The 25,828-nt window shown below is 35.5% G+C and carries 26 protein-coding genes and 1 pseudogene; 9 read left to right on the top strand and 18 right to left on the bottom strand.

Features of this window, described 5'->3' with window-relative positions:
* Positions 1-2 precede the first annotated feature (2 nt).
* From UCH001_RS01790 to aroQ, 10 genes are read right to left on the bottom strand one after another with little or no spacing between them, the layout of a single operon-like run.
* On the bottom strand, positions 3-737 hold the full coding sequence (locus UCH001_RS01790) for a TIGR00730 family Rossman fold protein (protein WP_067173519.1): 735 nt from the start codon (positions 735-737) through the stop codon (positions 3-5).
* Between the two features lie 8 nt (positions 738-745).
* Entirely contained in the window at positions 746-1,609 is an 864-nt protein-coding gene (gene fliY / locus UCH001_RS01785; RefSeq protein WP_067173515.1) for a flagellar motor switch protein FliY, read from the bottom strand.
* Between the two features lie 3 nt (positions 1,610-1,612).
* Entirely contained in the window at positions 1,613-2,674 is a 1,062-nt protein-coding gene (fliM, locus tag UCH001_RS01780) for a flagellar motor switch protein FliM (RefSeq protein WP_067173512.1), read from the bottom strand.
* Complete coding sequence (locus tag UCH001_RS01775) at positions 2,667-3,383, bottom strand: RNA polymerase sigma factor FliA (RefSeq protein ID WP_067173509.1); 717 nt, start codon at positions 3,381-3,383, stop codon at positions 2,667-2,669. Before UCH001_RS01775 ends, fliM begins: the two co-directional genes overlap by 8 nt.
* Positions 3,352-3,723, bottom strand: coding sequence for a hypothetical protein (locus UCH001_RS01770; protein WP_067173506.1), 372 nt, complete (start codon positions 3,721-3,723; stop codon positions 3,352-3,354). The genes UCH001_RS01775 and UCH001_RS01770 overlap by 32 nt, the downstream gene beginning before the upstream one ends.
* 22 nt (positions 3,724-3,745) lie before the next feature.
* A complete protein-coding gene (locus UCH001_RS01765) occupies positions 3,746-4,618 on the bottom strand; it encodes a MinD/ParA family protein (RefSeq protein WP_067173503.1) in 873 nt (290 codons plus the stop codon).
* Positions 4,599-5,885: a flagellar biosynthesis protein FlhF gene (gene flhF / locus UCH001_RS01760; RefSeq protein WP_145973096.1), complete on the bottom strand. Its 1,287-nt coding sequence runs from the start codon at positions 5,883-5,885 to the stop codon at positions 4,599-4,601. Before flhF ends, UCH001_RS01765 begins: the two co-directional genes overlap by 20 nt.
* Positions 5,876-6,349 carry a 2-amino-4-hydroxy-6-hydroxymethyldihydropteridine diphosphokinase gene (gene folK / locus UCH001_RS01755; protein WP_067173497.1) on the bottom strand — a complete coding sequence of 158 codons (474 nt, stop codon included), beginning with the start codon at positions 6,347-6,349 and terminating at the stop codon, positions 5,876-5,878. Before folK ends, flhF begins: the two co-directional genes overlap by 10 nt.
* Positions 6,346-7,377: a M24 family metallopeptidase gene (locus tag UCH001_RS01750; protein ID WP_067173493.1), complete on the bottom strand. Its 1,032-nt coding sequence runs from the start codon at positions 7,375-7,377 to the stop codon at positions 6,346-6,348. Before UCH001_RS01750 ends, folK begins: the two co-directional genes overlap by 4 nt.
* Before the next feature lies 1 nt (position 7,378).
* A complete protein-coding gene (gene aroQ / locus UCH001_RS01745) occupies positions 7,379-7,867 on the bottom strand; it encodes a type II 3-dehydroquinate dehydratase (RefSeq protein ID WP_067173490.1) in 489 nt (162 codons plus the stop codon).
* A gap of 114 nt (positions 7,868-7,981) precedes the next feature.
* Between aroQ and UCH001_RS01740 the strand changes: the two genes are divergently transcribed.
* From UCH001_RS01740 to UCH001_RS01705, 7 genes and pseudogenes are all read left to right on the top strand, one after another.
* On the top strand, positions 7,982-9,208 hold the full coding sequence (locus UCH001_RS01740; RefSeq protein WP_067173488.1) for a metal-dependent hydrolase: 1,227 nt from the start codon (positions 7,982-7,984) through the stop codon (positions 9,206-9,208).
* Positions 9,202-10,062, top strand: coding sequence for a signal peptide peptidase SppA (sppA, locus tag UCH001_RS01735; RefSeq protein WP_067173484.1), 861 nt, complete (start codon positions 9,202-9,204; stop codon positions 10,060-10,062). The genes UCH001_RS01740 and sppA overlap by 7 nt, the downstream gene beginning before the upstream one ends.
* Before the next feature lies 1 nt (position 10,063).
* Complete coding sequence (locus tag UCH001_RS01730) at positions 10,064-10,915, top strand: YitT family protein (protein ID WP_067173481.1); 852 nt, start codon at positions 10,064-10,066, stop codon at positions 10,913-10,915.
* 26 nt (positions 10,916-10,941) lie between these two features.
* Positions 10,942-11,124 (top strand): annotated as a pseudogene (locus UCH001_RS01725) (glutathione peroxidase); the annotation flags it as partial.
* Positions 11,125-11,210: 86 nt separating this feature from the next.
* A complete protein-coding gene (locus UCH001_RS01720) occupies positions 11,211-11,453 on the top strand; it encodes a hypothetical protein (RefSeq protein ID WP_067173477.1) in 243 nt (80 codons plus the stop codon).
* A gap of 144 nt (positions 11,454-11,597) precedes the next feature.
* Positions 11,598-12,763 (top strand): IS3 family transposase gene (locus UCH001_RS01710; RefSeq protein WP_145973095.1). Its coding sequence is split into 2 segments (ribosomal slippage): positions 11,598-11,850 and positions 11,850-12,763, totalling 1,167 coding nucleotides; the frame shifts between segments, so codons are not numbered across the junction.
* 324 nt (positions 12,764-13,087) lie between these two features.
* On the top strand, positions 13,088-14,107 hold the full coding sequence (locus tag UCH001_RS01705) for a sensor domain-containing diguanylate cyclase (RefSeq protein ID WP_067173470.1): 1,020 nt from the start codon (positions 13,088-13,090) through the stop codon (positions 14,105-14,107).
* 4 nt (positions 14,108-14,111) lie between these two features.
* On the opposite strand, the gene UCH001_RS01700 is transcribed toward UCH001_RS01705, so the two are convergent.
* The 4 genes from UCH001_RS01700 to UCH001_RS01685 all read right to left on the bottom strand — a co-directional run bounded on the left by UCH001_RS01700 (position 14,112) and on the right by UCH001_RS01685 (position 20,111).
* Positions 14,112-16,382: a diguanylate cyclase gene (locus UCH001_RS01700; protein ID WP_067173468.1), complete on the bottom strand. Its 2,271-nt coding sequence runs from the start codon at positions 16,380-16,382 to the stop codon at positions 14,112-14,114.
* Positions 16,383-16,443: 61 nt separating this feature from the next.
* Positions 16,444-17,907, bottom strand: coding sequence for a methyl-accepting chemotaxis protein (locus UCH001_RS01695; protein ID WP_067173465.1), 1,464 nt, complete (start codon positions 17,905-17,907; stop codon positions 16,444-16,446).
* Positions 17,873-18,385: a PAS domain-containing protein gene (locus UCH001_RS01690; protein ID WP_067173462.1), complete on the bottom strand. Its 513-nt coding sequence runs from the start codon at positions 18,383-18,385 to the stop codon at positions 17,873-17,875. The genes UCH001_RS01695 and UCH001_RS01690 overlap by 35 nt, the downstream gene beginning before the upstream one ends.
* 118 nt (positions 18,386-18,503) lie before the next feature.
* Positions 18,504-20,111, bottom strand: a complete 1,608-nt coding sequence (locus UCH001_RS01685; protein ID WP_067173459.1) for a methyl-accepting chemotaxis protein — start codon at positions 20,109-20,111, stop codon at positions 18,504-18,506.
* A 324-nt stretch (positions 20,112-20,435) separates the two neighbouring features.
* Here UCH001_RS01685 and UCH001_RS01680 point away from each other — a divergent pair, with 324 nt between their 5' ends.
* Entirely contained in the window at positions 20,436-21,050 is a 615-nt protein-coding gene (locus tag UCH001_RS01680) for a metallophosphoesterase family protein (protein ID WP_067173456.1), read from the top strand.
* Between the two features lie 46 nt (positions 21,051-21,096).
* Here UCH001_RS01680 and UCH001_RS01675 read toward each other — a convergent pair whose 3' ends face one another.
* Positions 21,097-21,843, bottom strand: coding sequence for a hypothetical protein (locus tag UCH001_RS01675; RefSeq protein ID WP_067173453.1), 747 nt, complete (start codon positions 21,841-21,843; stop codon positions 21,097-21,099).
* 186 nt (positions 21,844-22,029) lie between these two features.
* Here UCH001_RS01675 and UCH001_RS01665 point away from each other — a divergent pair.
* A protein-coding gene (locus tag UCH001_RS01665; RefSeq protein WP_145973094.1) for an IS3 family transposase occupies positions 22,030-23,210 on the top strand; the annotation gives its coding sequence in 2 pieces (ribosomal slippage) (positions 22,030-22,318 and positions 22,318-23,210; 1,182 coding nt in all).
* Between the two features lie 273 nt (positions 23,211-23,483).
* Here the strand turns inward: UCH001_RS01665 and UCH001_RS01660 are convergent.
* From UCH001_RS01660 to UCH001_RS01650, 3 genes are read right to left on the bottom strand one after another with little or no spacing between them, the layout of a single operon-like run.
* Complete coding sequence (locus UCH001_RS01660) at positions 23,484-24,023, bottom strand: ATP-binding protein (RefSeq protein WP_067173448.1); 540 nt, start codon at positions 24,021-24,023, stop codon at positions 23,484-23,486.
* 10 nt (positions 24,024-24,033) lie between these two features.
* Positions 24,034-24,795, bottom strand: a complete 762-nt coding sequence (locus tag UCH001_RS01655; protein ID WP_067173445.1) for a hypothetical protein — start codon at positions 24,793-24,795, stop codon at positions 24,034-24,036.
* Entirely contained in the window at positions 24,776-25,513 is a 738-nt protein-coding gene (locus tag UCH001_RS01650) for a hypothetical protein (protein WP_067173442.1), read from the bottom strand. The genes UCH001_RS01655 and UCH001_RS01650 overlap by 20 nt, the downstream gene beginning before the upstream one ends.
* Positions 25,514-25,828: the final 315 nt, after the last annotated feature.

The following is a 25,828-nucleotide window of genomic DNA, read 5'->3' as shown; positions in this document are numbered from 1 at the left end:
TGTTACTCTTGATTGGATAAAAATTCAATGGCTTTTTTATAATAACGACTTGATTCTAATCCTTCATTTTTTAGCTCATTGATATACAGTACTAAACGCTCGTCAATTTTCTTTTCTATTTCACTTAAATCATCGGTTAAAGTAATAAGTTCAACATCTTCAGGTCGAATCGTGTGATGTTCAACCAATGTGGTTGCGATAAAATCATACAATTTTTCCCAATACTCTTTCCCGTACAAAAAAATACTTATTTTTGTAATTTTACCTGTTTGAGTGAGTGTTAAGGCTTCGAAAAGTTCATCGAGTGTACCAAATCCACCAGGAAAAATAACATACGCCAGAGAATATTTGATGAGCATTACTTTACGTACAAAGAAGTAATCAAAATTTAGATGTTTTGTCGTGTATTTATTGCCTGATTGTTCATGTGGAAGGTTGATATTAAGACCAATGGATTGACATTTTTTAGAGTCATACCCGCCTTTATTGGCAGCCTCCATAATTCCTTTAGAGCCGCCTGTTACAATAGAATAGCCTTTTTTACCGAGCTGATATGCAAGGGTATGCGCGTCTTTATAGTAACGATTGTTCGCATGAAAACGTGCGCTCCCAAAAAAGGTAACGGCAGGGCCTAAATCTCGAAGTTCGTCAAATCCCTTTACAAAATCTGACATAATGCGAAGAACACTCCATTCATTAGAGTGTTCGGTATCTTTAATATGCTGTTGCTCTTCCATATGATCTACTATCGTAATTTTTCAAGTCGTTCGCGTTTTGTACCAATTTCGCCAATTTGAACGCCAAAGTTACCATCGACAATAACGACTTCACCCATCGCGATAACTTTATCGCCTACTAAAATTTCTAAAGGATCATTGGCAAGCTGATCTAGCTCGATAACAGAGCCTATATCCATGCTTAAAACATCTTTTAAAAGCATTTTTTTAGAACCAATACGCACACGAATAGGAAGCCTTACATCTTTAATCAGTTCTATATTGCTTAACTCTTCTGGAGTCATGCTTGTCATAACTTTTTTAGGTTCTTCAAAAATATACTCTTGTGTAGGAGCTGGTGTTTCCATTGGTGCAGGACCATCTTCTCCTATTAAAGGTGTTAATTCATGAGTAATTGCAAATGCGATTGTATCGTGAGAATTATGAACCGCTAAATTATAAATAAATAGCTTTTCAAAGCCTTTAAAATCAATTAAACTATTGGCATCAATATACTCAATATTGTCAATATCAAATTCAAGCTTAGGCATATTTTTCTGACTGCCAAGGGAGCGTGAAAAAGAACTTAAAATATTGGAGATAATCTCTTTGGTTGCATCGAGATCTTCAGCATCCATATCCTCTTTTTCATTGCCTTCACCACCAAGCATCATGTCACCAATAGCAGTCGCAATAGACGTTGCCATCGTAACACGCATTTTTCCATGCAATTCACCGCCAACCGTAACATCAAGTTTAGCCAATGGAGGGCTTAGTTTTAATTTACTCTCGCCGCTTTCTTCTGCATTGAGCTCAACAGTAGGTGGGATACCCGTTAATCCTTCTATCGTCGAAACGACTTCTTGTTGTAATAATTGTACAAATGTATTCACACCTTACCCCTGTTGCGTTGCATCAAATGATGATATTTTTGACTTTCTTATCTGCTCTAGTTCTTCTAGGGCACTCTTCACTTCATCTTTATCTGTTCTAACCAATTTTTCTATCTTAATCGATTTTCTAAAGCGATGCAAACCAATCTCCGCTAAAAAAAGCTCTTTTTTATCGATCATTACAATGGCTTTATCATCTGCGGCACGATTCAACCTTATAATATCGCCTTTTTTAAGTTCCAATAATTCCCCAACACTCAGTTCAGCTTGCCCAATAATTGCTTCATTAAACACTTCTGCACGAGAAATCAATGTATTAAGCTCTTTATTACGGCTTTTCTTAGCACTGGTCTCACCGAGCATAATATCGCGGTTTGCTAAACGTGAAAGAATGGGTTCAAGGTAAATAACAGGATAACAAAGGTTAATCATACCACTGGAATTTCCAATGATGATCTCCATAACAACCATGATGACAATCTCATTTTGTGAAACGATTTGGACAACGTTTGGACTCGATTCTTTTGTCTCAACAGTTGGATACATATCGGTAATTGGTGCCCAGCCCTCTTTGAGACGCTGCATAATAATACGTAAAATTGCATCTAAAAGGTTCAGCTCAATATCGGTAAGCTCACGTGTTGCTTCGTATGATTCACCAAGACCACCAAGAAGTCGATCAATCATCGGAAACGCAATAGAAGGGTTAATTTCAATAATACAGTTACCATCTAATGGTTTGATGGAAAAAACGTTAAAGCTGGTTGGGCTTGGTAAAGACATCAAGAACTCACCATACGTCATTTGATCAACAGAATGTAATTGAATTTCAACGATACTACGCATAATAGAAGAGATCTGCGATGCTAGGTTTCTCGCCATCTTATCGTGAATACCTTTAACCGCACGCAACTGTTCTTTTGAAACACGATTTGGTCGTTTGAAATCATACAGAATGACTTGTCTTGTATCGGTTGGTTCAGCTTCTGATGAGAGTGTATCGCCCTCTTCTTCTACCACCTCTAAAAGTGCATCAATCTCTTCTTGACTTAATATATCAGCCATGGTTGATTCCCAACTGTTCTTTAATCTTTGCTAAAAGTTTTTTATGAATCTGAGAAATACGCGACTCACTAATATCTAACACTTCACTGATCTCTTTTAGATTAAGTTCTTCAAAATAATAGAGTTGAATAATCATCTGTTCACGCTCATTAAACGTTGAAAGAATACTCTGGACCATTTCCATAAGCTCATCTTTTTCTACTTTTTGTGCAGTGTCTTCACCTGAAAGAATTGTCACTTGTTCATTGAGTGACATCACAGAAACAATCATAGCACTGTTTCGTGCTTCTGCTATTTTTTCAATATCTTCATTTAACACGTGTGCCAAATAGGCATCATCAGGCTCATTGCCATGCTCAGCCAAATACGCAGTAATCTCTTGATCGACTAGTTTAATAAGGCGTCTGTTGGCTCTACTCATCGTATCTAAGGAACGTAAAAAATCAAGCATTGAGCCATAAACACGTTTTTTACCATATCCCCAAAAAGAGTCATTTTGGTCTTTATCGTAGCGCCTAGAGAGTTTAATCATCTCTTCGGTACCAATAGAAATCAAATCGTTAACATCTACCGAAGCGGGAAGCCTTTCACGCAGACGATACGCCATAGCTCGTACTGCAGGAAGATATTGCAAAACAAGTTCATCTTGTTCTTTTTTAAGATTTTGGCTGTAAGGATTAGGCTGCTGCTTTTTTAATGTAGGATTCATTACTCTCCGTTGAGCCTTTCATGATCTTATCATAATGCTGATTCATGCTATCAATACTTGCTAAAAGATTGTCCATCACTTTTTCTCTGTTTTCAAGCTCTTGAATAAAATAATCACTAATATTTTCGTGGTCTTTCTTGTCGAAAATAAATGTTGCCATACGATCAAAATCGAAGAAATTCATTACTGCCACATGGATAATGAGATAGAAAAACAACGTTATTTCTAACGTGTAAAAAAGTATCTCCTCTGGCTCTGAAAAATTCAGTATCGAAAACATCAACCCTATAAAAAATCCACAGATGGTGAAAAAGTAGATGAAATTTTCTGATTTGACCATATAATGCCTTTACAAAATGTATCTAAAATTGCTCAATAATACGCTTAAAAAAGCTTCCAAAGCTCTTATTTGTATCCGTTTTAAGCACTTTTCGTTCCAATTTATAAACTAAATTGTTGACGATACGTTTCATATCTAAAGATGCCAGTGAATTGGGAGCATCATTCGTAAAGAGTGTACGCTGTTTGATACTCTTTGAAATGAGTTTATCTTCAGGCAATTTTCCAATCAAATTGAGTTTTAAACCGTTTCCAATATTTGCCATCGCAACTTTATTGATTTTATCAAAAATAAGTTGCGCCTCTTTTTCACTTTTGGTCATGTTTAAAATTAGATGTATATTGGATTGTGTTTTACTGGTAATTTTAATGGTCGCATATGCATCAGTAATGGCTGCAGGATCAGGAACGGTGACCACAATGACTTCATCTGCAGCTTCTAAAAAGAGTTGAATATGCTCACCAATGCCCGCTCCTGTGTCAATAATCATAAAATCAAGATCATTGAGCACTTTGGTCTCTTCTAGGAAGCGTTCAAATAAAAACTGCTCAGAGTATTTTAAAATCTCATCACCACTCTCTCCTGGAATGAGCAAGAGATTTTTTTTGATAGGAACAATGACATCAGAGAGTGTACATTCGCCTTTTAAAACATGTAAAATATTTTTATCAATGCGCACATTGAGAATAACATCTAAGTTTGCTAGACCAATATCTGCGTCAAAAAGACCTACTTTATAACCATTATTGGCTAAAACATTCGCCATATTAGCACTGACGGTACTTTTACCAACACCACCCTTACCACTTGTTATAGCAATAAATTTTGTATGGCTTTGCTCTTTAGCAGAAACTGCGCCGACTAGTTCTTGGAGTTTATTCGCCTGCGTTTCCATGTTCACCTCGTTTTTTCTCAAAGCCATCTAAAATACATTCAACCAAAAAATCACTGGATGCGGGAACAATGTCATCTGGAACCTCTTGACCAATAGAAAAATAACTCACTGGCTTATCTGTATCATAGATCAAAGAAAATATCGTTCCAAAAACTTTAGTTTCATCAAATTTTGTAAAAATAAGTGTATCTATATCGAGAAATGAGAAGTTTTTATAAATTTCCTTGAGGTCTTCCAGTTTACTTCCTGCAGAAAGAACGAGATTAACATCGATTTGCAGCTGTGAACTTTGAAGAAATTTATTGAGTTTTAGCAGTTTGTCTTTATCGTACTGAGAACTTCCAACCGTATCAATTAAGATAACATCGCAATGGCTCAAAGAAGAGAGAGCGTTGTTGAAATCATGAGGATCTACGACATCTTCAATCGGCAAACGCATCATTTTAGCGTATTGAAACAATTGTTCAACCGCACCAATTCTGTAAGTGTCTAAGGTAATAATGCCCACTTTTGCACGTTTTTCTTGAATGTAAGAGTAGCGTGCAGCAAGCTTTGCAATCGTTGTAGTTTTACCAACTCCTGTGGGTCCTACAAACATCATCACACGTTTATTGCCTTTTGGTAATTCTGCTTCCACACGTACAGGAATGAGTTTACGAAGAAGTACTTGAAAATAGCGCTTTATTGTCTCAGAACTGTTTTTCATACGAACAGGCATATGCTCTAACGTTAAGTTCATGATATTTTCTAAATGATCTTCCCCCATACCACTCGTTTTAGCAAGCTTGTAAATCTCAGAAAACTCTGATGGGATAGCTAAATTATTACGATGCGGTGCTTTTTCTTCCCAAAACATCTCTTGGATGAGTTTAATTTTGTCGGCAAGTTTGTTAATCTCGCACTTTATCTCGCCTAATCCTTCATTGTTTTGTGCTTTTTCAGCCTGTCTCGAAGCAGATGGATTTCCTACATCACTAGTCGCTTGTGCAATTTGTGAGATCTGCTTAGCCGCTTCAGAAAGACTAAAAAGAACATCTTCGCCACTTTTGTATTTTGGCTCAACACGAGGTTCAGGTCTTGGAGGTGGCGGTGTTGGCTGATCTTCTTCAATGGCAACGACCACTTCGTAAAGTGCTGAACTACTAATGGTCTTTTTACGAATTTGTTTGGTACTTATAACAAGGGCATTTTCACCGCATTCCAGTTGAGCCTGTTTGAGTGCTTCTGCTGGTGTTTCACCACTAAACGTATGAAATTTCACCTCAATCCTTTAAAACTTTTTAGCGTAAAGAGTGGAACGATAACCGATGCACGCTCCGACCATCTAGGATGTGGAACGATTAAGTTTGGTTGATGAATTTTTTGATTATCGAAAAATATTATATCTAAATCTAACGTTCTTGGTCCATTTTTAAAGAGCCTAACGCGCCCGAAAAGGTGCTCAGTATGTAAAAGGACTTTGAGTAATGCTTTGGCACTAAGTGAGGTTTGCATCACAATAATGGCATTATAAAAATCAGGCTGATTGAGATATCCAAACGGTGGATTTTTCAAAACTGCTGAGCTTTCTTGCACAAAAAAGCGTGGATCGTTTAACAATGTTCGGTAAAGCTTTACAAAACGTTTTTTTACATCGCCTTCATTGCCACCAAGGCCGATGACAACCCTATGCGCGAAGTGCTTTTTTGCCTTCTTGCACGTTGGGAAAAAACGAATACGCTCTAACTTCACCCCATAACCTCAGCGCCATCTTTTCGTACGATGATCGTATCTTCAATACGCACACCAAATTGCTCTGGTAAGTAAATGCCTGGTTCTATGGTGAAAACCATGTTTTCTTCAATGATGGTTTCTGAACGTGAGCCAATAACAGGTAGTTCATGGATGTCAAGTCCTACACCATGTCCCGTAGAGTGTACAAAGTAATTTCCAAAACCTGCTTTATCGATGACATCCCGTGCCGCTTTATCAATCTCTTTGGCTTTTACACCAATTTTGACAGCTTTTAAAGCAGCTTTTTGAGCCAATAAAACCGTGTCATACACTTTTTGTTGATGCGCATCTTTGAACTGTTGCTTTTTTTCGAAATTAAAATGCTCATCAAACACACTTGTTCGTGTGCGATCTGAACAGTAACGTTGATACTTCACTCCTGCATCGAGGAGTACAAGTTCGCCCTTTTGAAGTGTTTTTCGTGTTGGAAGTGCATGCGGTTTAGCTGCATTAGCACCAAGAGCTACAATTGGCGAAAAACTAAGGTCCAATGCTCCTTTATGTTTAAAAATAGACTCAGCCTCAAAATGTGCCATCATCTCGTCTATTCCTAAGCCATCGTGTTTTAAAAATTCTCCAAAACGATGAAAGGCATCTCTACCAAAAAGAGCCGCTTTTTTCAAGATTTCAAGCTCTGTTTCTGTTTTGATGATACGTTTTTGCTGTGAAAAGTTAGGTTTTTTTTGGAAATTGATATTGAGCTTATCTGAAAACCTTGCATAGGCTTCCACATTCCATTCTGCTGGGTTATATGCAAGTGATTTGATACCGCTTTTGCGAATCAGCAGACGTGCTGTTTTAAGCAAATCACGTCTATCACCTTCCAAAACCGTTGCATTTTTAATGACTTCAGCTGCTTCTGTTGTATAGCGTGCATCGGTAATAAAAAACGCTTCACTTCCCAGCTTTAAAAAAACTGCGTGATCACATGAAAAACCGCACTCAAAATAGAGTGCGTTTTCATCTTGGAGAATGTAGTTGTTCACGTTACGCTTGTGCCGCTTGTTGTTGTGCTGCTGCTTGAGCTTTACGTAATGCGTCTAGCTCACCTAACATTTGCATCATTGAGATCATTGCAAGATGGTAACCAAATGGTCCAAAACCACTGATTTGACCTGTACAAACAGCCGCTGTCATGCTTTTTTGACGGAACTCTTCACGTCTGTAGATATTGCTAATATGTACTTCAATCGCTGGTAAAGAAACAGCACTAATCGCATCACGAATAGCGATAGACGTATGTGTGTATGCCGCTGGATTAATGATGATACCATCAGCGTCACCTAAGCACTCTTGAATACGATCAACAATCTCACCCTCTAAATTGGATTGAAAAAATTCAATTTCAAAACCATTTTGCTTTGCAACTGCTTCCATTTGAGAGTGAATCTCTTCAAGTTTCATACCGCCATAAATGCTTTGCTCACGGTGACCGAGCATATTAAGATTTGGACCTTGGATCACGACAATTTTCATTGGTTACCTTTTGTTTAAAATTTAGTCTTATTATATCAATGGTTTGTTTAGGATACAATTACACGAATTTTTCGTTTGAAATCACTCTTTCAAACCTCTCAATAAAGGACAATAGTGACTCTTATAACCGCCGATTTTATACTTACCTGTAATGAAGGGTTTGAAATCATTGAAAATGGTGCTATGTTGTTTGATGAACGTATCATCGAAGTAGGTAAATGTGAAGAACTTAAAGCCAAACACCCAACTGCAACCATCATTGAAACGCCTCAAAACAGTGTTATTTTGCCAGGACTCATTAATGCACATGTTCACCTAGAATTTAGTGCCAACCAAAGTATGCTTCGCTATGGCGATTTTATCGTATGGCTACAATCGGTCATCAAGCACCGAGAAGAACTCAGTGCACTTGCAACAACAGAGCTTATTGGCTCGAAACTTCAAGAGATGCTTAAAAACGGTACGACATCATTAGGAGCTATCAGTAGTTTTGGAGCAGACCTAGAAGCATGTGTGCAGGCACCTCAACGTGTCGTTTACTTCAATGAAGTATTAGGCTCCGTTCCTAGTGCTGTGGACGCGATGTATGGTGATTTTAGAGGAAGATTAGAGACAAGTAAGGAGTTTAAAAGTGAACGCTTTATTCCAGCCGTATCTGTTCATTCACCTTATTCAACGCATCCAATCTTAGCGAAAAAAGCACTGCAAGTTGCCCTTGAAGAAGAGTGTGTTGTCTCTACGCATTTTATGGAAAGCCCAGCAGAACGAGCTTGGATCGATGAAGGAAGTGGTGATTTTCAAACCTTCTTTAGCGCGTTTAATCCTCACGCAAAGCCCTTGTGCTCTGCGCTAGAGTATCTTGAGTTGTTTAAGCAAAACAAAACGCTCTTTACACACGCTGTTCAAGCCAAAAAAGAAGAGTTAAAAACGATTGCTGACCAAAAAGCAACACTCACGCATTGCCCTGTTTCCAACCGACTTTTAGGAGTAGGAAAGCTGGATATTGATGCAGTGGAAAAAGCAAATATCAACCTCACGTTAGGAACCGATGGTCTTAGTTCTAACATCTCTTTGAGTCTTTGGGATGAGATGCGAAGCGCACTTATGATGCATCCACAAAAAGAACTTTCGTATCTAGCAAAAACACTCCTTCAAAGTGTTACATCTAACGCAGCCCACGCTTTAGGGCTTTCATGTGGCATACTGAAGCAAGGATGTTATAGCGACTTTATCGTAACAACGTTACCACAAGCGTGTGAATGTGATGATGTAGCATTACAGCTTATCTTACATACACATCAAACCCATTTAACTTTTATTGACGGAGAAAAACAATGTTAGAGCTTATTAAAAAACCTTTTATTTGGATAGGTGCTGTTTTTAACTATATCCAAAATCACTTCAAAACAGTGCTGCTTTTACTCATTCTTATTCTTGTATTTGGCTCGCAAGATGAGTTAAAACATCCTAACCTTGCGGTTGTCAAAATTGAAGGTGAAATCCTTAATGTTGAAGAAATTTTAGAAAATATTGAAGATGCAACCAAAGATGAAAAAATTAAAGGCGTGCTTTTGCAGGTTGATTCTCCAGGTGGTGCACTTGCCCCTTCCATCGAGCTTTCTATGGCAGTCAAACGCTTAGCTGAGAAGAAGCCTGTCGTAGCATATGCTGCTGGAAGTATGACCAGTGGTAGTTACTATGCCTCTATTTGGGCAAACCATATCATCGCCAATCCAGGGGCTTTTGTAGGCTCTATCGGCGTACTTTTCCAAGCTCCTAATGTGGCAGAACTTGCTAAAAAACTAGGCATTTCTGAGCAAATTATTACTGCGGGCGAATACAAACAGATGGGAACGTTTACACGTGAATGGACAGCTAAAGAACGTGGAGCGCTTAAAGAACTTATCGATGATGCGTACACGCTTTTCATTACCGATGTAGCAACTGCGCGTGGACTTAATCTTGCAAAACCAAATGAGTTTGCCAATGCCCAAGTTTTCATCGCAAGCAAAGCACTCAATGTTCATCTTATCGATGAAATCGGCTCTATCAATGACGCGAAAACAAAAGTGGAAGAGCTGGCAAATGTAAGTCATGCTGTTTGGCAAAAACCTGACAAGATGGATAAATGGATGAAAAAGTTAGAGAGTAGCTCAAAATTACCTATTTTTAACTTGATGGGGTATCTCAAATAAAATGAAACAATCCTCACGCTCCTTAGCACTCCTGCAATATGTCTATGTGCTCTTAGGCACGATGTCAATGGCATTTGCTGTCGTTTGCTTTTTATCTCCAAACAATATGGTCACAGGTGGTGGCATTGGTATCGCATTGATTATTCACTACATTGTGACTTCATTGACGCTTGGAACGCTCATCATTTTGGTGAGTATTCCTTTTATTGTTTTAGGATTTGTCTATTTTGGGAAACAATACACCTTTAAAACGCTTTTAGCGATGCTTGCGACCTCTTTTTTTACTGATTTGTTTCGAGAAGTTTTACATCTCAAGCCACTTACTGATGACATACTTTTAGCAGCTATCTTTGGTGGTATGTTTATAGGGCTTGGTGTTGGATTGGTTATTAAAGGGCGATCTTCTACGGGAAGTACTTCCGTTGTAGGTGAAATCGTTGCGATGAAGAGCAAATTTAAAGCCTCAGAAGTTCTCTTAGCCATCGATGTGAGCATTATGCTTGCGTTTATTGTGGCGCACGGTGACATCAAAAAAGCACTCTACAGTATGATAGGTGTGTATGTGACTGCAAAAATGATCGATGTCATTTTGATTGGTCGTCCACCTCGAAAAGTTGTCCAAATTGTCTCAAATAATGTTGAAACGCTCACCGAACAAATCCGTGAACGCATTGAAGAGCATGGAACGGTCTTTACAGGTGTTGGGCTGCATCATCAGAAGCAGATTAAAACGGTGATTTTAGTTACCGTTGAAACATCAAAAATTCAGCTACTGAAAGACATTATTCGTGAATACGATCCAGAAGCCTTTTTGATTATCTCAGAAGCATCTGAATTTCTAGGAAGAGACTAATTATTAACATCTATTAAGGAGTACGTATGAGCATTTACGATTTTGAAGTCAAGACCATCAGCGGTGAAATCATCACTATGAATGCTTTTAAAAACAAGGTACTCCTCATTGTCAATGTAGCAAGTAAATGTGGTTTTACGGAACAATATGCAGGGCTTGAAAATTTATACCAAAAGTATAAAGATAAAGGGCTTGTCATTTTGGGTTTCTTTTCTAAAATTTTTATAAACGTATAATTAATAACATTTTTCTGTATTTCTGATATACTTTAAAAAAGTATAATTAAGAGTACAAAATGCTAAAAGCAACCGAACTCTCTACTTCTAATATTCCTCAAAAAGAAAAAATTTACAAAAAACATTTTGATACAGTGGATTCAACATATGCTAAAGAGCATTACGGCACTTATTTAATCTATAGACAAACAGCAGAGACAACAAAAATACATTCACGTATTTATATGTCATCAGCTAATAATATTGAATTTATTAAAGCCTTACAAGAGGCTGGTCATAAAAAGATACATTCTAGTAATTAAGTTTATAAAAAAAATGTGCTGGATTTATTTCCACAATATTCCAATTTTATAATAGTGGAATGACCCCACAACACTAGACACTCTTGAAACTGTTAATACGGTCGATAATGACCACATGAAACATCAAGAGGAGAAAGTAATTCCATGGCAAATAAACTATACACAGACGAGTTCAAACAAGAGGCAGTCAATCAAATTGTAAAAAATGGCTATCCCATTAAAGATACCGCACAAAGATTAGGAGTGCATCCTGATTCACTCAAAGCATGGATAAAAATCTATAGTAATCCTCAAAGTACCTCACAACACCAAGCTTCCAAAGATTTATCATCCGAGAATAGGAAGCTCAAAGCAGAATTAAAAAGAGTCACCGAGGAGCGTGACATTCTAAAAAAGGCCGCAGCGTACTTTGCCAAGAATCAAAAGTAAAGTACGCCTTCATTAAAGAGTATAAGCCATTTTATCCCGTGCGAAGAATGTGCAAAGCTTTGCAAGTCCATTTTAGTGGTTATTATGCATGGAATAAACAACCAGAATCAAAACGTGATAGAGATAATAAAGTGGTCTTGCAACACATTAAAGAGGCTTATGAACACAGTGGTCGTATCTATGGATATCGAACTGTTACCAAAGATCTTATAGCATCAGGTATCAGTGTGAATAAAAAAAGAGTCGCAAGACTTATGAACATAGCCAAACTCTTTGGTGCAGGTGTCAAACAGAAAAAACCTCGTTATAAAAAAGGGCAGAGACATTTGGCACATCCTAACCATCTTGGGCAGTGTTTCAATGTTCAAGAGCCAAATCACACATGGGTAACAGATATAACCTATATCAAAACACATGAAGGATGGTTTTATTTAGCGGTTGTATTAGACCTTTTCAGTAGAAAAGTTGCTGGATGGGCAACAAGTCATCGCATGACAACACAGTTAGCTCTAAAAGCTCTGGAAATGGCAACCTTTAGACAAAAACCACATCATGAAGTTATTGTACACTCTGATCAAGGATCACAGTATAGCTCTTACGAGTGGCAAGCACTCCTAAAAAAATACAACCTGATTCCTAGCATGAGCAGGCGAGGCAACTGTTATGATAATGCAGTGGCTGAAAGCTTTTTTAAAACATTTAAGCGTGAATGTGTCAAAAAACAGATTTATATTACACGAGAGGAAGCACAATCAGACATATTTTATTACATTGAAATGTTTTATAATTCAACCAGAAGGCATAGCTATCTTGGTTATATTTCGCCCAATGAATTTGAAAAAAGATATAATGAGAAATTAAATATGGCTTCGCAGAATTAGAGTGTGTCTACAAATGTGGGGTCATTCCACCAAAAAGGCTTTGAAACATAACTTTCGTGTTTCTAAAAATAACTTCTTGTTTATTATGTTTGAGTCTTCTTTATCAAGATAAAAGTGAGAGAAAGTTGTTGCTGCGGCAAAGAGCAAAATGAAGAGTAGAAAAATTGGAACAAAGGCTTTTTTCATAATCAAATATTATCATAATTATGAAAATATTTTTGAAAATTGTTAAATTAAATTACATTAGTTTTTTAATAAAAAATAACTCAAGCTACAAATTTTATTATAAAATATGCAAAAATAATTTGCATAAGAAGGCACAAAATGATAGGCAACAAGATCTGTTCCATGCTTCTATCTCAACAAAGGCTATTAGAAATTATTAATTTTCAAACGGATGTTGTTAAAATTGGACCAGATCTTGGAAGTATCATGACCCTTATTACACATAAAGCACAAGAAATGACACATGCAAAAGGAGCGACATTAGAGCTAGCAGAAGGTGAAGATATGGTTTATCGTGCTACATCGGGCAGTTTAGAACCTTTTTTAGGGTTGCATTTAAAAAAAGATTCTAGTTTATCAGGGCTATGTGTGAAAACAGGTGAAATTTTTTACAGTGAGAACACTCAAACAGATGATAGAGTCGATAAGGAAGCTTCTTCAAAAGTAGGTGCACTTTCAATGGTTGTTGTTCCTTTAAAGCACGATGAAGATACTGTTGGTGTTTTGAAAATAGTATCAGATAAAACTTCATTTTTCAGCGATCATGATATTTGTGTTTTATCTATTGTGGGCGATATTATGGCTTCATTGATGTATTATGCAGCTCGTTATGCGACAGATGAACTCTTTTATAAAGCTTCACATGATGCTTTAACAGAATTAAATAATCGATCCGCTTTTTATGATCAATTATTTCAATTAACTGCATTATCGAAACAAAAAACAATTAATTTTGCAATTGTCATAATTGATATGGATGGATTAAAATATATTAATGATACATATGGACACAAAGCGGGTGATGAAGCCATTAAAGAGTTTGCCAAACGTCTAAAAAATGTCTCGCGAGATGTAGATATAGTAGCACGACTTGGAGGGGATGAGTTTGGAATTATTTTGAAAAATATTACACATAAACATGAAATTGATCTTGTAATCAATAGAATCTCTAAAGGAATAGATCAAGATTTACTATTTGAAGACTATACACTCCAAATAGGAGGAAGTATTGGGTATGCTTTATTCCCAGAAGATTCTCAAGATTTACACAAACTTATTGAAATTGCAGATCATGCTATGTATGCACAAAAGCGCTTGCGAAAATCACTAAAAGAGTAAATAATTACAAAGGTAGTTCTGTTTCAACCCAATTACGGCCATTACTTTTTGCACGGTACAGTGCTGCGTCTGCACGTGCAATCATATCTTTTTCATGATCTTTTTCATGATAACTAGAAACACCAAAGCTAGCTGTACAATGACCTACATATAAAAATACCGTTGCTTCGATTAAGCCACGAAGTTTTTCTGCTAACATTGTTGCTGATGTTAAATCACTACTAGGGAGTAAAAGTAAAAACTCTTCGCCACCCCATCGACCAACAGCATCTTCAAGACGAACATTTGTTTTTAGGATATGTGCTATCTCTTGTAGTAAACTATCCCCTACTTGATGACCGTAAGTATCATTGACTAATTTAAAATTGTCAATATCCAGAAGGATAATCGAAAAGGTTAAATGATGGCGTTTAGCGACATGAAGATTATAAGCGAAAAGTTCATCTAATTTAAGACGGTTATACAGTCCTGTTAAACGATCTGTTATAGAAAGTTCTTCAGCTCTTTTTTTATCTGTTATATTATGACGAATAGCCATATACCCTATAAGTGATTTTTTCTCATCATATTGAGGGGTAATTATAGCTTCCACCCAGTAAACAGATCCATCTTTTCGCTTGTTTTTAATTTCACCAGTCCACGGAAGACCTTTCTTAAGAATACTCCACATACTTTTATATAATGACGATGGTATATCAATATGTCTAATAATATTGTGTTTTTCTCCAATTAATTCTTCTTTAGAATATCCAGAAATTTTACAGAAGGCCTCACTTGCTTCTGTAATTATTCCGTTAATATCTGTATTAGATATGATGACGTTGTGATCAATAATTTCCAAGTAGCGTTCTAACTCTAACTTAGATTTACGATATGCAGTAATATCACTAAAGGTAGCTAATACTGATGTTATCTCACTAAAATCATCAGAAAAAAGAGGCTGAGCATTAGTATTAACCCAAATAAAAGAGCCATCTTTTCGTTCAATTCCCATAATAATATTGCTCTGGATTTCTCCTGTTCTAAGTGCTTTACACGAAGGGCGATCTTCTATTGAAAATGCTGTTCCATCTTCATGAATAACATTCCATTTTGGATTTCTATTTACACTGCCAATCAGTTCACTTGCATTAACTTGTAACATCTCTTGCGCTGCAAGATTACATTCGAGAATCGTCCCATCTTTATTGATAACAACAATACCTTCTTGCATGGTTTGAAAAATAGAGCGGATTGCTGTTTCAGATTGAGAAAGTTGTTTTGTTTTTTCTTCAGCAAGACGATAAGCTTTCTGTCGTGTATGTTGTAATGCATAAATCCATGCACCCAAAATCATAGAAAATATTACACCTACACACAATTGAATGAATGGAATATAACGATTTAAGCCAATATCTAAGACTTCAATGGCTTTAAAATGTATAAGCCAAGGCTTCCCATACATATCAAGTAACTGATAAGAGCTCAAACGAGAATTATGTATGTGAGAAGCAGAATCATACAACTTATTTTCAAGTAGAGGTGTGTTTCCATCATAAATCTCAAAGTCCACTTTGATATAGTTAGAGTCTAAGATTCCTTGAAAGAGCTTTTTAGTATCAAGAAGAAGATACACAATACCTTTTGCATTTTTAAGACGATCTTCTATTGTGCTTGGTATTTCAATGGATTGATATATAGGGGAAAAAATAAAAAATCCATTACTTTCATCAGTAACTAATTCAACTTTATGTGATAGTGTTGGTTTTGCACGTGAAAATGCATCATAAATTGCATTTCTACGTATCTCTTCGGACGCCAAATCAAAGCCAAATGCTTTTTTATTAAGTTCGGTTAGAGGTTCAAGATAAGTAACAGGAAACATATTTTGAGATAAGATCTCTTTTTGTGTGACGGTGTAATCAGAAAATCCATCCTTACGAATATTATTTTCATGCGCTGTTCGTTCAGTATCTCTGACAAGTGGAGCATAACCAATAGCTCTAAATCCCAACAGTTCTTGATTAAGATTAGCAGCAGTAGCAAATTGTTGCCACTCTTCACGTGTCACATCTGCAGATGATTTGATAAAGGCTGCGGTACTTGAAATTAATTGAATAGATATGCTCAATTCTTTTTTAATTAAGCTTTGAATATGCATCGATGCATTTTCGAAACGGATTTGTTCAGTCTCTGTGATCCATTGATTACTTTTCCAAGCAGTTATTGTAGATAAAAGAAGACCTACAATAATTACTAACCATGGTAATATACTAGAATGCCAAAAGCGTCCCAAAACAGCCTCTTTTCTACATCAATTTACATAAAGATAAGTCTATCGTAACTTTTACGCTTTATCAAAGACTTTTAGCCTTGGCAACAGATGAATTCTTTGTATTTTCACTCTCAACTACCATTTTATCAAGTAAATTAAAGAGAGTAGAACTCGATTCTTCCATTTTTTTGAAATTATCTACAAATAATGCCAATTTACCAACAATCTGTCCTTGTTTTAGTTCACTCATATTTGTGAGTACATAATGATGTACATCGTGATGTGGCTTAGCCATTTGTGTATAGGCTTGAGTGTGTCCAAAACGCTCTTTAACAGCAGGATCTTGATACCATTTTCCTAAACGACATGTTGTATGATCAGAAAAAATTGCATCCTCTTTTTCATTGAGGATTGCTGAATATGCATTGGTTTTAAATACAATGTGATCGATTTTTGCTAAAGTTACAAATGTCTTATTTTCAAGTTTGTTCGATATCTTAGCTGTTTCATTTGCATCTTTGTTAAACGCACGAAGTGCATCTTCAAAATGGACGACATTTTCCCCACTGGTATTTGCAATCACGCTAATACGATCCGAGTTAGAATGAATATCATTGGTTTCTTGTTGTAGTGTTTGAATGGTCATAGCAATTTCTTGTGTCGCTTTTTGCGTACGTTCGGCTAATTTTCTAACTTCATCTGCAACAACCGCAAATCCACGTCCATGCTCACCTGCGCGCGCAGCTTCAATGGCAGCATTAAGTGCCAATAAATTGGTTTGATCGGCAATATCTTTAATCAAATTGACCACAGAGGAAATTTCAGATGTACGCTCACTAAGAGATGTGATCGCTTCATTGGTGCTGTTAAGAAGTTCTAAGAGCTCTTGAATACCTGAAGAAAGGGCTATAACAGTTTCCAAACTCTCATCTGATTTTTGTGCTGTTTGTTGAGAAACTTGTTTAATATGTGCCATTTCATCAATACTTTGGCTAAGATCTTGTTGCACCATTTTAATACCATTGTTACCATTGCCAAGGTCAGAAAATGCAGAAGAAAGTTCTCCTTTTGCTTTTCCTTTTTGTCCATCCAATATTCCTTTAACGCCTTCTGAAATATAACGTGCATTGACAGCAAAGAGCCCACGAAAACCTTCATTAAAGATATTACGATATGTTTTACCTTGACTTGCAGATTCTATAGATGTTTTCGTCTCTCTCATAAGAGCTTCCATCTGATCAAGCAGGTCATTAATTTCTAAAGCTATTTTGCCCATTGGTTTATTGGGATCAATATTGACGACACGAGGCTCTAAATTTCCATGTGCTGCATCGCGAATGACACTGAGTGTTTTTTCATACAACTCTGTATCACACACCATAGTCTTTCTACTACCAAAAAATGAACCTATTCCAACTCCTAAGAGAAGTCCTGATGTAGTCATACTCTCCGTATAACCTATAAAATAATTACTGACAGCAACACAAAGGAGAAGTACAAGGAAAATAGTTTTATAATCGCTGTAATGTGTTAGATAGTTCTTCATAACTGACTCCTTTTTGATTTAATACATCAGTAAGATAAGCTTGTGAAGCTTCCATCCCACCTGTTTTTTCAAGTTCCAAAAGTTTTGCATAAAGAGGTTGGATAATTTCCAATGCTTTTGGATTTGCTTTACGTCTGACAGAGTAATAGCCAATGATTTTTCCGGATGGGTCCGTTGATGCAGTGACATTAGCATAAACCCAATAATGACCTCCATCAAAACTCAGATTTTTAACATAAGCAAAGATTTCTTCTTTGTTTTTGACTTTATCCCATAAGAGTTTAAAAACGATGCGTGGCATATCAGGATGTCTAATGATGTTATGCGGTTTTCCAAGAAGCTCTTGCTCACTCGCTCCTACGATTTTCATAAAAGGTTCATTGCAGTAAGTGATCTTGCCATGGATATCGGTTTTAGAAACCAAAAATGCATCAGCACTTACACTGTGTTCTTTATTGGTAGATATAGGTATTTGCATACAAAACCCTTTCTATGATGGTATATAATCAAATAGAATAATTTAATAAAATATCTTTCATTACTTAAAAAAAGATACAGTAGAAAGCACCATATTCTACTGTACTATCAAAAACTATTTATTTAAATTCATTAAGTTTATTATTAAGGTTTTCAGCTAAACGAGAGAGATGATCTGCTGCAGCTGCAATTTCTTCAACGCTTCTGGCATTTTGAGAAGTGAGGGTGTTGATATTAGAGACCATGTCAACAATTTTATCAGTGTCTTGTGAAATTTTACGTGAATTTTGGGCACTGGTTGTGACAGACGTGACACTTGCCGTCATTACCTGTGTTGTTCCTAATATAGTTGTTTCAACTCCGTTAGATACATCTGATAGTCTTTGAATGTTCTTAGCGTTTCTACCCATCTGCTCAGATGAATCCATAATCGATTGAACAATAATATTAATGGTTGCATTAATCTCTGTGAGGCTTTTTTGGGTACGCTCAGCAAGTTGTCTTACTTCATCTGCAACAACTGCAAAACCACGTCCATGTTCTCCTGCACGTGCCGCTTCGATAGCAGCATTAAGTGCCAATAAGTTGGTTTGATCTGCAATGTCTGATATAACTGTCAAAACTTGTTTAACTTGTTCTGCATCATGACTCATTTGTTCAAGTTTTTGAGCAAGTGCTGTCTCTGCTTGGCTTGCTTGATCCATTTCTCCACGAAGTGTAATTACTTCATTTTTCGCGTTATCAAGTCTATTTCCTGCGTCAGTAATACTTTGTTTCATAGTTTCAGAAAGAGCTGCTGTCTCTTGTACGAAAGTTTTAATAGTATTGATTTCTTGTATTGTATTTTCTACAATTGCAGAGCTTTGTTCTGCATTTCGCCCTATTTGCATACTGGTTGTACTAAGTTCATGTGAAACTGAAGCATTTTCATTCGAAGAATTTTTAGCATCTATAATAGTATGTTCTAACGTCACAACAAGATTGTTAAAACTATCAACAATCTCTTTAATCTCATTATTCTTTTTATAGCTAATACGAAAATTTAATTCTTTTGTACGTACAAAATTAGTGATACTATCTCGAATCAAATGTACACCTTGCATAATATTATTTCGAATAAGAATGCTAATAAAAATTATTGAACTAATAATAGAGATTGAAAGAATGGTCATCACCATACTAGCATTTTTCTCAACTCCAGCAGCATGTGTTGACATCTTATGAGCAAGTTCTACATTGTATTGCATATGATCATCAAGTGCCGATGTCAATGTTTTAAGTATAGGACGTGCTTTGTTGAAAGCAACAGTTGCTTCAACTTTTTGTCCTGATTCAGAGAGCTTTAAAAGATCATCTACGAGTTTTTTAAATGCATTGAATGCCTCAATATCTTTTACTAAAAGTGCTTTATCTTTATCATCACTGATCATGCTTTCATATTTTTTAAACTCTTTTTCTATGTCTCCAAGAGATGCGATAATTCCTTCTCTAGATTTTCCATTTGCCTCTTTATCATCCTGGGTTATATGTTCCCACATAACCAGCCTTAATCTCAAAGCAAATACTGTTACATCATTAAGAGATAGAACGCTTGGTAGTGAATTTATAGTCACATAATTAGTTTCTTCATAGACTTGATCTATTTTATTCATACTGATACCAAAAATAGTAAAGGTTCCGATAATTGCTATGGCTAACATAACCATAAGTTGTTTTGAAATAGTCACCAATGACTCCTTTTATACTATATATAAATACAAAGCCTCCTAAGGTTAGGCATTTGCTTATAAATATTAACAATATTAGTTTTATAATAATATTAATATTTATAATACCATCATCTTCACTAAAAAAAATTGATATAAATCATGAGTCATACTTAATAATAAAATAATTTTAGATTATTGTGTAAAAACTTTTGATTTGATATTTCACAAGCACTCCAATTACACGAAATATATAACTATCACAAATTTAAGGTTAATATTGCCCTCATCATATCCTCGTTACAATAACTGATAATTCATTTCGTCTATTCTAAAGGTTATTTTGTGTCATTATTCATTATTGCTGATACCCACTTTGGTCATGATAATATTAAACTTTATGAACCCTTACGTGAAAGTATTGATGATGAAATGATGATTGATTTATGGAACAGTGTTGTCAATAAAGAAGATGAAGTCTGGCATTTAGGTGATTTTGCGTTTAAGTCCAAAGGCTGGGATTATGCTAAAGTGCTTAAAGGAAAAATTACCCTCTTAAAAGGCAATCATGATTTTAAAAAAAGCACAGCGTTTTTAAAAGAACATGGGTTTACTAGAGTGATTGATTCCATTGTGCTTGATATCCCTTTGGAAGAAAAGCAGATGATTGAGCAACGCTTACACGATACTTTCTCTCAAGAACTTTTAGATTCTTGTATCTGTTGGATTCAGGACTTTCAAGGTAAACGTATTTTATTTTCCCATTACCCCTGCTTTTATCATGATGTGTATGCCAAAGAGATTGAGAATGAGAGAAAAGCAGTTTTAGAAACTCTATTTGATTGGGGCCACTGTGATTTAAACTATCATGGGCATATTCACTCCAAAATCAACGAAGATAAACGTTGTGTGAATGTTGGTGTAGAACACACACAGTTTATGCCTTTAAAGCTCTCGTAAATAGCTTTAAATTATTAATTAGAAAATTATTCCATCAATGAAAGTTTTATGGAAGTGACTCAACATCAATTTTTATGTCAAACGCTCTATCTCCAAGCTTTAAAACCTTATTAAAAATCAGATCAGCATATATACTTTGCGGTAGATTGTAGTTACGACGAAATCCTTTGACCTCTTTGCCTTCAACAAGTGCTTTATCTAGTCTTTTTTGGATGCTCCCAGGAATTGAATTAACCGCATGTTTCTTTGTTACACGATCTTTTTGATAATAAGCTGCAGCATCTTTGACTGCTCCCCAAATAAACATAAATGTTTGTGAAATAGAAAAATGATTCAAACCTTCTTGAATAACAGTTATTGTCTTCGGGCCTGTATTTTCTATCAAGTTATACTCCGCTAGATTATACTCAAGGTATTCAAGGCATTCTTCTGTAGCAATATTTTTCCATAACATTAGCATATCAGAAAAATCAAAATCACTAAAATCAGGGGAATTCAACTCGGAAAACAGAGTAAATTCATCGGTAACATTTAGTCTAAATTGTGTTTCAAATGTTCTAAAACTGATGATTTTATCTCTTTCGATCCCAAAACATGACTCTTTATTCTCATCATCAAAGTAAATCCATTGTTTATCATACAAATATGAAATCAATTCTTTTGACATACTGCTTGTAGGTGAAAGTTTTGTTTTAATATGCAAAAAATTTGGTCGAATTAATGTAATATCATGCTCATCTTGTCCACTTCTGAGAATAGCAGCAATCGCAAGTTTTGTCTTTGGTGATGCCATCGTATAGTCGCTATTCGTATATGCTCTTTGTTTCGACTCAAAAATATCTTTATCAAGAATTTGTTGAAAATGATCTTGACAGTTATAACAGTAACATTTTCTATTCCCTATTGTATGGTGATCTGGCTACACTTATTAGGACACAGAAATGATAAGATTTCTACATAATAAGGAAGGATTGATAATATGGTCAACAAAGCTCAGAAATATACTCAAGAGTTTAAAAACTCAACAATACAATTAGCCCTCAATAGTGAAAAATCAGCCTATCAAATAGCACAAGATTTAGGGATGAGTGATAAAACACTGTATGCGTGGCTACGAGACTATAGGAAAAAGCATCACTTAATTTCTGAATTACCGAACCGAACTACCAATAGTTCACCCAAAGAAAGTCTTGAAGAGGAGAATCGACGACTGCGTAAAGAGAACTCAAAGTTGAAGATAGAGAGAGATATTTTAAAAAAGGCAGCGGCGTTCTTCGCGAAAGAAGCTCATTGAAGTACGCCTGGATTAAAGAGCATCGTAATGAATTCAATATTGCGCACATGTGCCATTTATTAGAGGTTTCTCGTAACTGTTATTATCGATGGCTTCGAATAGAGAGGCAAGAAGATATGGTATTAAACACCATGATTCAAGATATTTTTCTTAGCACTTATCAAACGTACGGCACACGCCGAATGAAAAAGAGACTTGAACAACTCTATGGATTGATCGTCTCTCGTAGACGTATTGCAAGGATTATGAAAAAACTTGGGCTAAGTTGTCGCAATAAACGTCGTTTTAGAGTTCTTACCACCAACTCCAATCATACCTATGCTATTGCCCCTAATCGAATTCAACAAGATTTTTATGCCTCAGTTCCTAATCAAATGTATGTAGGTGATATAACCTATATCCCGACACAAGAAGGATGGCTCTATTTAGCTGTCGTCATTGATTTATATTCAAGAAGAGTTATTGGTTGGTCTATGGATGCACATATGAGTGCAACACTTGTCAACGATGCGCTTTTTATGGCGCTTAAAAAACGCAATCCTCCGCAGGGTGTCATCTGGCATACCGATCGTGGCAGTCAATATGCTTCCGATGCCCATAAAGCCATGCTTAAAGAATATGGCATCGTCCAAAGTATGAGTGCTAAGGGAAATTGTTATGATAATGCTGTTGCCGAGAGTTTCTTTCATTCTTTAAAAACAGAACTTACGCACCATATGAAATTTGAAACAAGGAGCCAAGCAAATCAAGCTATATTTGAATATATCGAAGTGTTTTATAATAGACAGAGGTTGCACTCTAGTAATGGTTATTTGTCACCAGTGGATTTTGAAAATAAACTGTTACAAAACGATATGAGTGCCTAGACATATTTATTTCTGTGTATCATAAAGTGTTGACAGATCATCTTCACCTATTAAAAAAATTGTTGCAGAATTCTATGTCACAGATATTATCAGCGACACGCCTGAAAATATTTGGGAACGATGTAAACAACATGCGGGGATAGATAGAAATTCTTTTTTAGACTATTTTGCGGATAAGCAAATGGCATTTTCCATTGTGATAGATAATCTTAAAGTTTATGATAAACCCATCAATCCCTATAAAGAATTAGATGGTTTTAGACCACCCCAATCTTATATGTTTCTTGATACAAAACTTGAAAGTGTTTTATCTGGCTCTATATCTGCTTGAAGATCTATTTTCAAATAGTTAGCACTTACCAATTTAGCTATTTGTACAGCTCGCCTTTCTTCTAAGTCTTGCATTTGTATTAATATATTTTCAGGATATTTTGTACAATCCCTATTTTCTAGTCGCTTTGCAATTTCTGCTGGAGTATCAATAAGTAGGATAATAGCTGTAGGGCGTATTTTCTGAAAAATACTTTCTGATATCTTTTCAATATCCCCAAAAGCATTCATTAATACGAAGTGCCCATCTAAAAGTATATTTTTGGCTTCTATTTGTTGCAAGCCTAGCAAAAGTGCTTCTTGGTTTTCATCAATATTTTTAACACGTTTACCACTATTTGAAATTTTCTGTCCTTTATATCCTTTGATTATCTGGCTTGATGAAGATGTAAAAATATTTAGTCTTTGCGCAACTTTATTGCAAATAGTACTTTTCCCGACACCATGAATGCCTGCAACAAAGAAAATATTGTAATTTTTCAAAAGGAACTCCTTATTGAGCATACTGAATATTTTCTGCTTTTAATATCTTTTGAAAAAGAGCATCATCTATTGCTCGTATTGATTGTATATTGCCATCAATCCCATTTTCCTGAAGCCACTTTCTACCAATTGGCCTTTTAAAATGTAAAACTTGCCTAAATAACATTATTCTAGTTTCTTTTTCAGACATGTTGTCAATTTCAGCTCTTGAATAAACCGTCCTTTTTGAAACGATAGTTGCGATTTCATCAGCATCGACTGAATTCTTAAATTTTTCTACAATACCAATAGTTGTAATGGCCATTTTGTCAGTAGATCGATAAAAGAGAACAATATCGCCTTCATTCATCTGTTTGGTCGGGGTATGGCACAAGTAAGCCTTTTTAATAGTGTTACCCGTTGCTGTAGTATCTCCAAATAAACTGAGTTGTCTTCTTTCTTGAGCTTCGGGGAATAATATCTGATGATATTTGGGGATTATGGGAACTATATATTTTTTGACTGCATTGCAAATGAAAAATGGATGATATCTTTTATAATACTCAAAGGGACTATATAATAACCTCTTTGGGGGTATACAAGGTACCTCTTTCACATAAACTTCATCTCGATTGAGTTTACATAATCCAATACTATAAAAACCAAACTCATCACATAAATCTCGTAAATGATCATGGACATCAGGTCTTATTGTAAGATACACATGCCTATGTTTATTTCGGATAGCATGTTCAAAAGCCATTTTGATCATGCTATCCGATTTTTCTTCCACGGACTTTTTCTCCAACTTTAAAAGTACAAAGTTTTAAATTTTTCCCTTCCAGAATTATGTCTTGCGTCACTTGCTCATCTGTTTCTTCTTTGTAAATCAAAATAGCGGAAAGATCATTTTTATTCATGACACACCAAGCTTTTCTGCCTTCAGCACTCTTTTCCTGATACCAATCGTTGAATTCTAAGTATGAATCCCTCAATGAGTAAAAAAAAGGTCCTTTATAATCTATATTGTGCAAAGGGACATGCGAAATATTAGGAAGTTTTACTTCAATAACATTATGCATATTTTTCAAAAAGGTTAATGCTTGAAGCACATAGTGCACTTTGTCTGATATGCCTAGCTGCTTAGCTTTATTATGAATCTTTCTATCTTCGGTTACTAAAATATGTGCGGCCGATTGAAAAATAGCGTAGAGGATTAAATTATCAATTCGGTCATTATCTTTTTTTGCAGATAGCCCAAGCTCAATAAGTTTTTCATCTGTTGGAATGGGTGGCGATTCTAATACAGGATATTTTTTAGTTTTTGAGAGTAACGTTTGTTTTCTATTATCATTTTTATCTCGTTGCAAATCATCAATAGAACCAGGATGAACAATAATCTGATGTTTATTTTCGATGGCAACTTTAGCAAAATCAGAGTACGCATCACATAATATACCACACGTATCTTCCAATGGAATAAGAATATTAGTATCAATTAATATTCGCACTTACTTGGGTCCATTATAAAATATCCAATATTTTAAATTTAATTTCCTGAATTGTAATGCTTATTTATTTTCAACTTTTTCATACGTTATTTTATTATATACAATATTCTGATTAGTTTCAAGGTTATCCTAATATTTAGTGATAATCATAGTTAACATGTATTAATACCATAGCAATAATATTTAAATATGCACCTATTTTAATTATACTTTTTTTATTGTTGTAATAATTAAAAACATGAAAAATAATTGTACTTTTTCTCAGAATTTCTAATTATACTATTTAGGGTAAATTAATCATTCAAACAATCATTA

Origin of the sequence: Sulfurospirillum sp. UCH001 (assembly GCF_001548035.1) — a bacterium.
Classification (GTDB): domain Bacteria; phylum Campylobacterota; class Campylobacteria; order Campylobacterales; family Sulfurospirillaceae; genus Sulfurospirillum.
Note: the sequence above shows the minus strand (reverse complement) of the source record. Positions and strands in the feature narration are given on the sequence as shown.

Coding starts and splice junctions, on each gene's coding strand:
- UCH001_RS01790 (WP_067173519.1), bottom strand. CDS start 737: ATGGAAGAGCAACAGCATATTAAAGATACCGAACACTCTAATGAATGG.
- fliM (WP_067173512.1), bottom strand. CDS start 2,674: ATGGCTGATATATTAAGTCAAGAAGAGATTGATGCACTTTTAGAGGTG.
- UCH001_RS01775 (WP_067173509.1), bottom strand. CDS start 3,383: ATGAATCCTACATTAAAAAAGCAGCAGCCTAATCCTTACAGCCAAAAT.
- UCH001_RS01770 (WP_067173506.1), bottom strand. CDS start 3,723: ATGGTCAAATCAGAAAATTTCATCTACTTTTTCACCATCTGTGGATTT.
- UCH001_RS01765 (WP_067173503.1), bottom strand. CDS start 4,618: ATGGAAACGCAGGCGAATAAACTCCAAGAACTAGTCGGCGCAGTTTCT.
- aroQ (WP_067173490.1), bottom strand. CDS start 7,867: ATGAAAATTGTCGTGATCCAAGGTCCAAATCTTAATATGCTCGGTCAC.
- sppA (WP_067173484.1), top strand. CDS start 9,202: ATGTTAGAGCTTATTAAAAAACCTTTTATTTGGATAGGTGCTGTTTTT.
- UCH001_RS01730 (WP_067173481.1), top strand. CDS start 10,064: ATGAAACAATCCTCACGCTCCTTAGCACTCCTGCAATATGTCTATGTG.
- UCH001_RS01720 (WP_067173477.1), top strand. CDS start 11,211: ATGCTAAAAGCAACCGAACTCTCTACTTCTAATATTCCTCAAAAAGAA.
- UCH001_RS01705 (WP_067173470.1), top strand. CDS start 13,088: ATGATAGGCAACAAGATCTGTTCCATGCTTCTATCTCAACAAAGGCTA.
- UCH001_RS01695 (WP_067173465.1), bottom strand. CDS start 17,907: ATGAAGAACTATCTAACACATTACAGCGATTATAAAACTATTTTCCTT.
- UCH001_RS01690 (WP_067173462.1), bottom strand. CDS start 18,385: ATGCAAATACCTATATCTACCAATAAAGAACACAGTGTAAGTGCTGAT.
- UCH001_RS01675 (WP_067173453.1), bottom strand. CDS start 21,843: ATGGCATCACCAAAGACAAAACTTGCGATTGCTGCTATTCTCAGAAGT.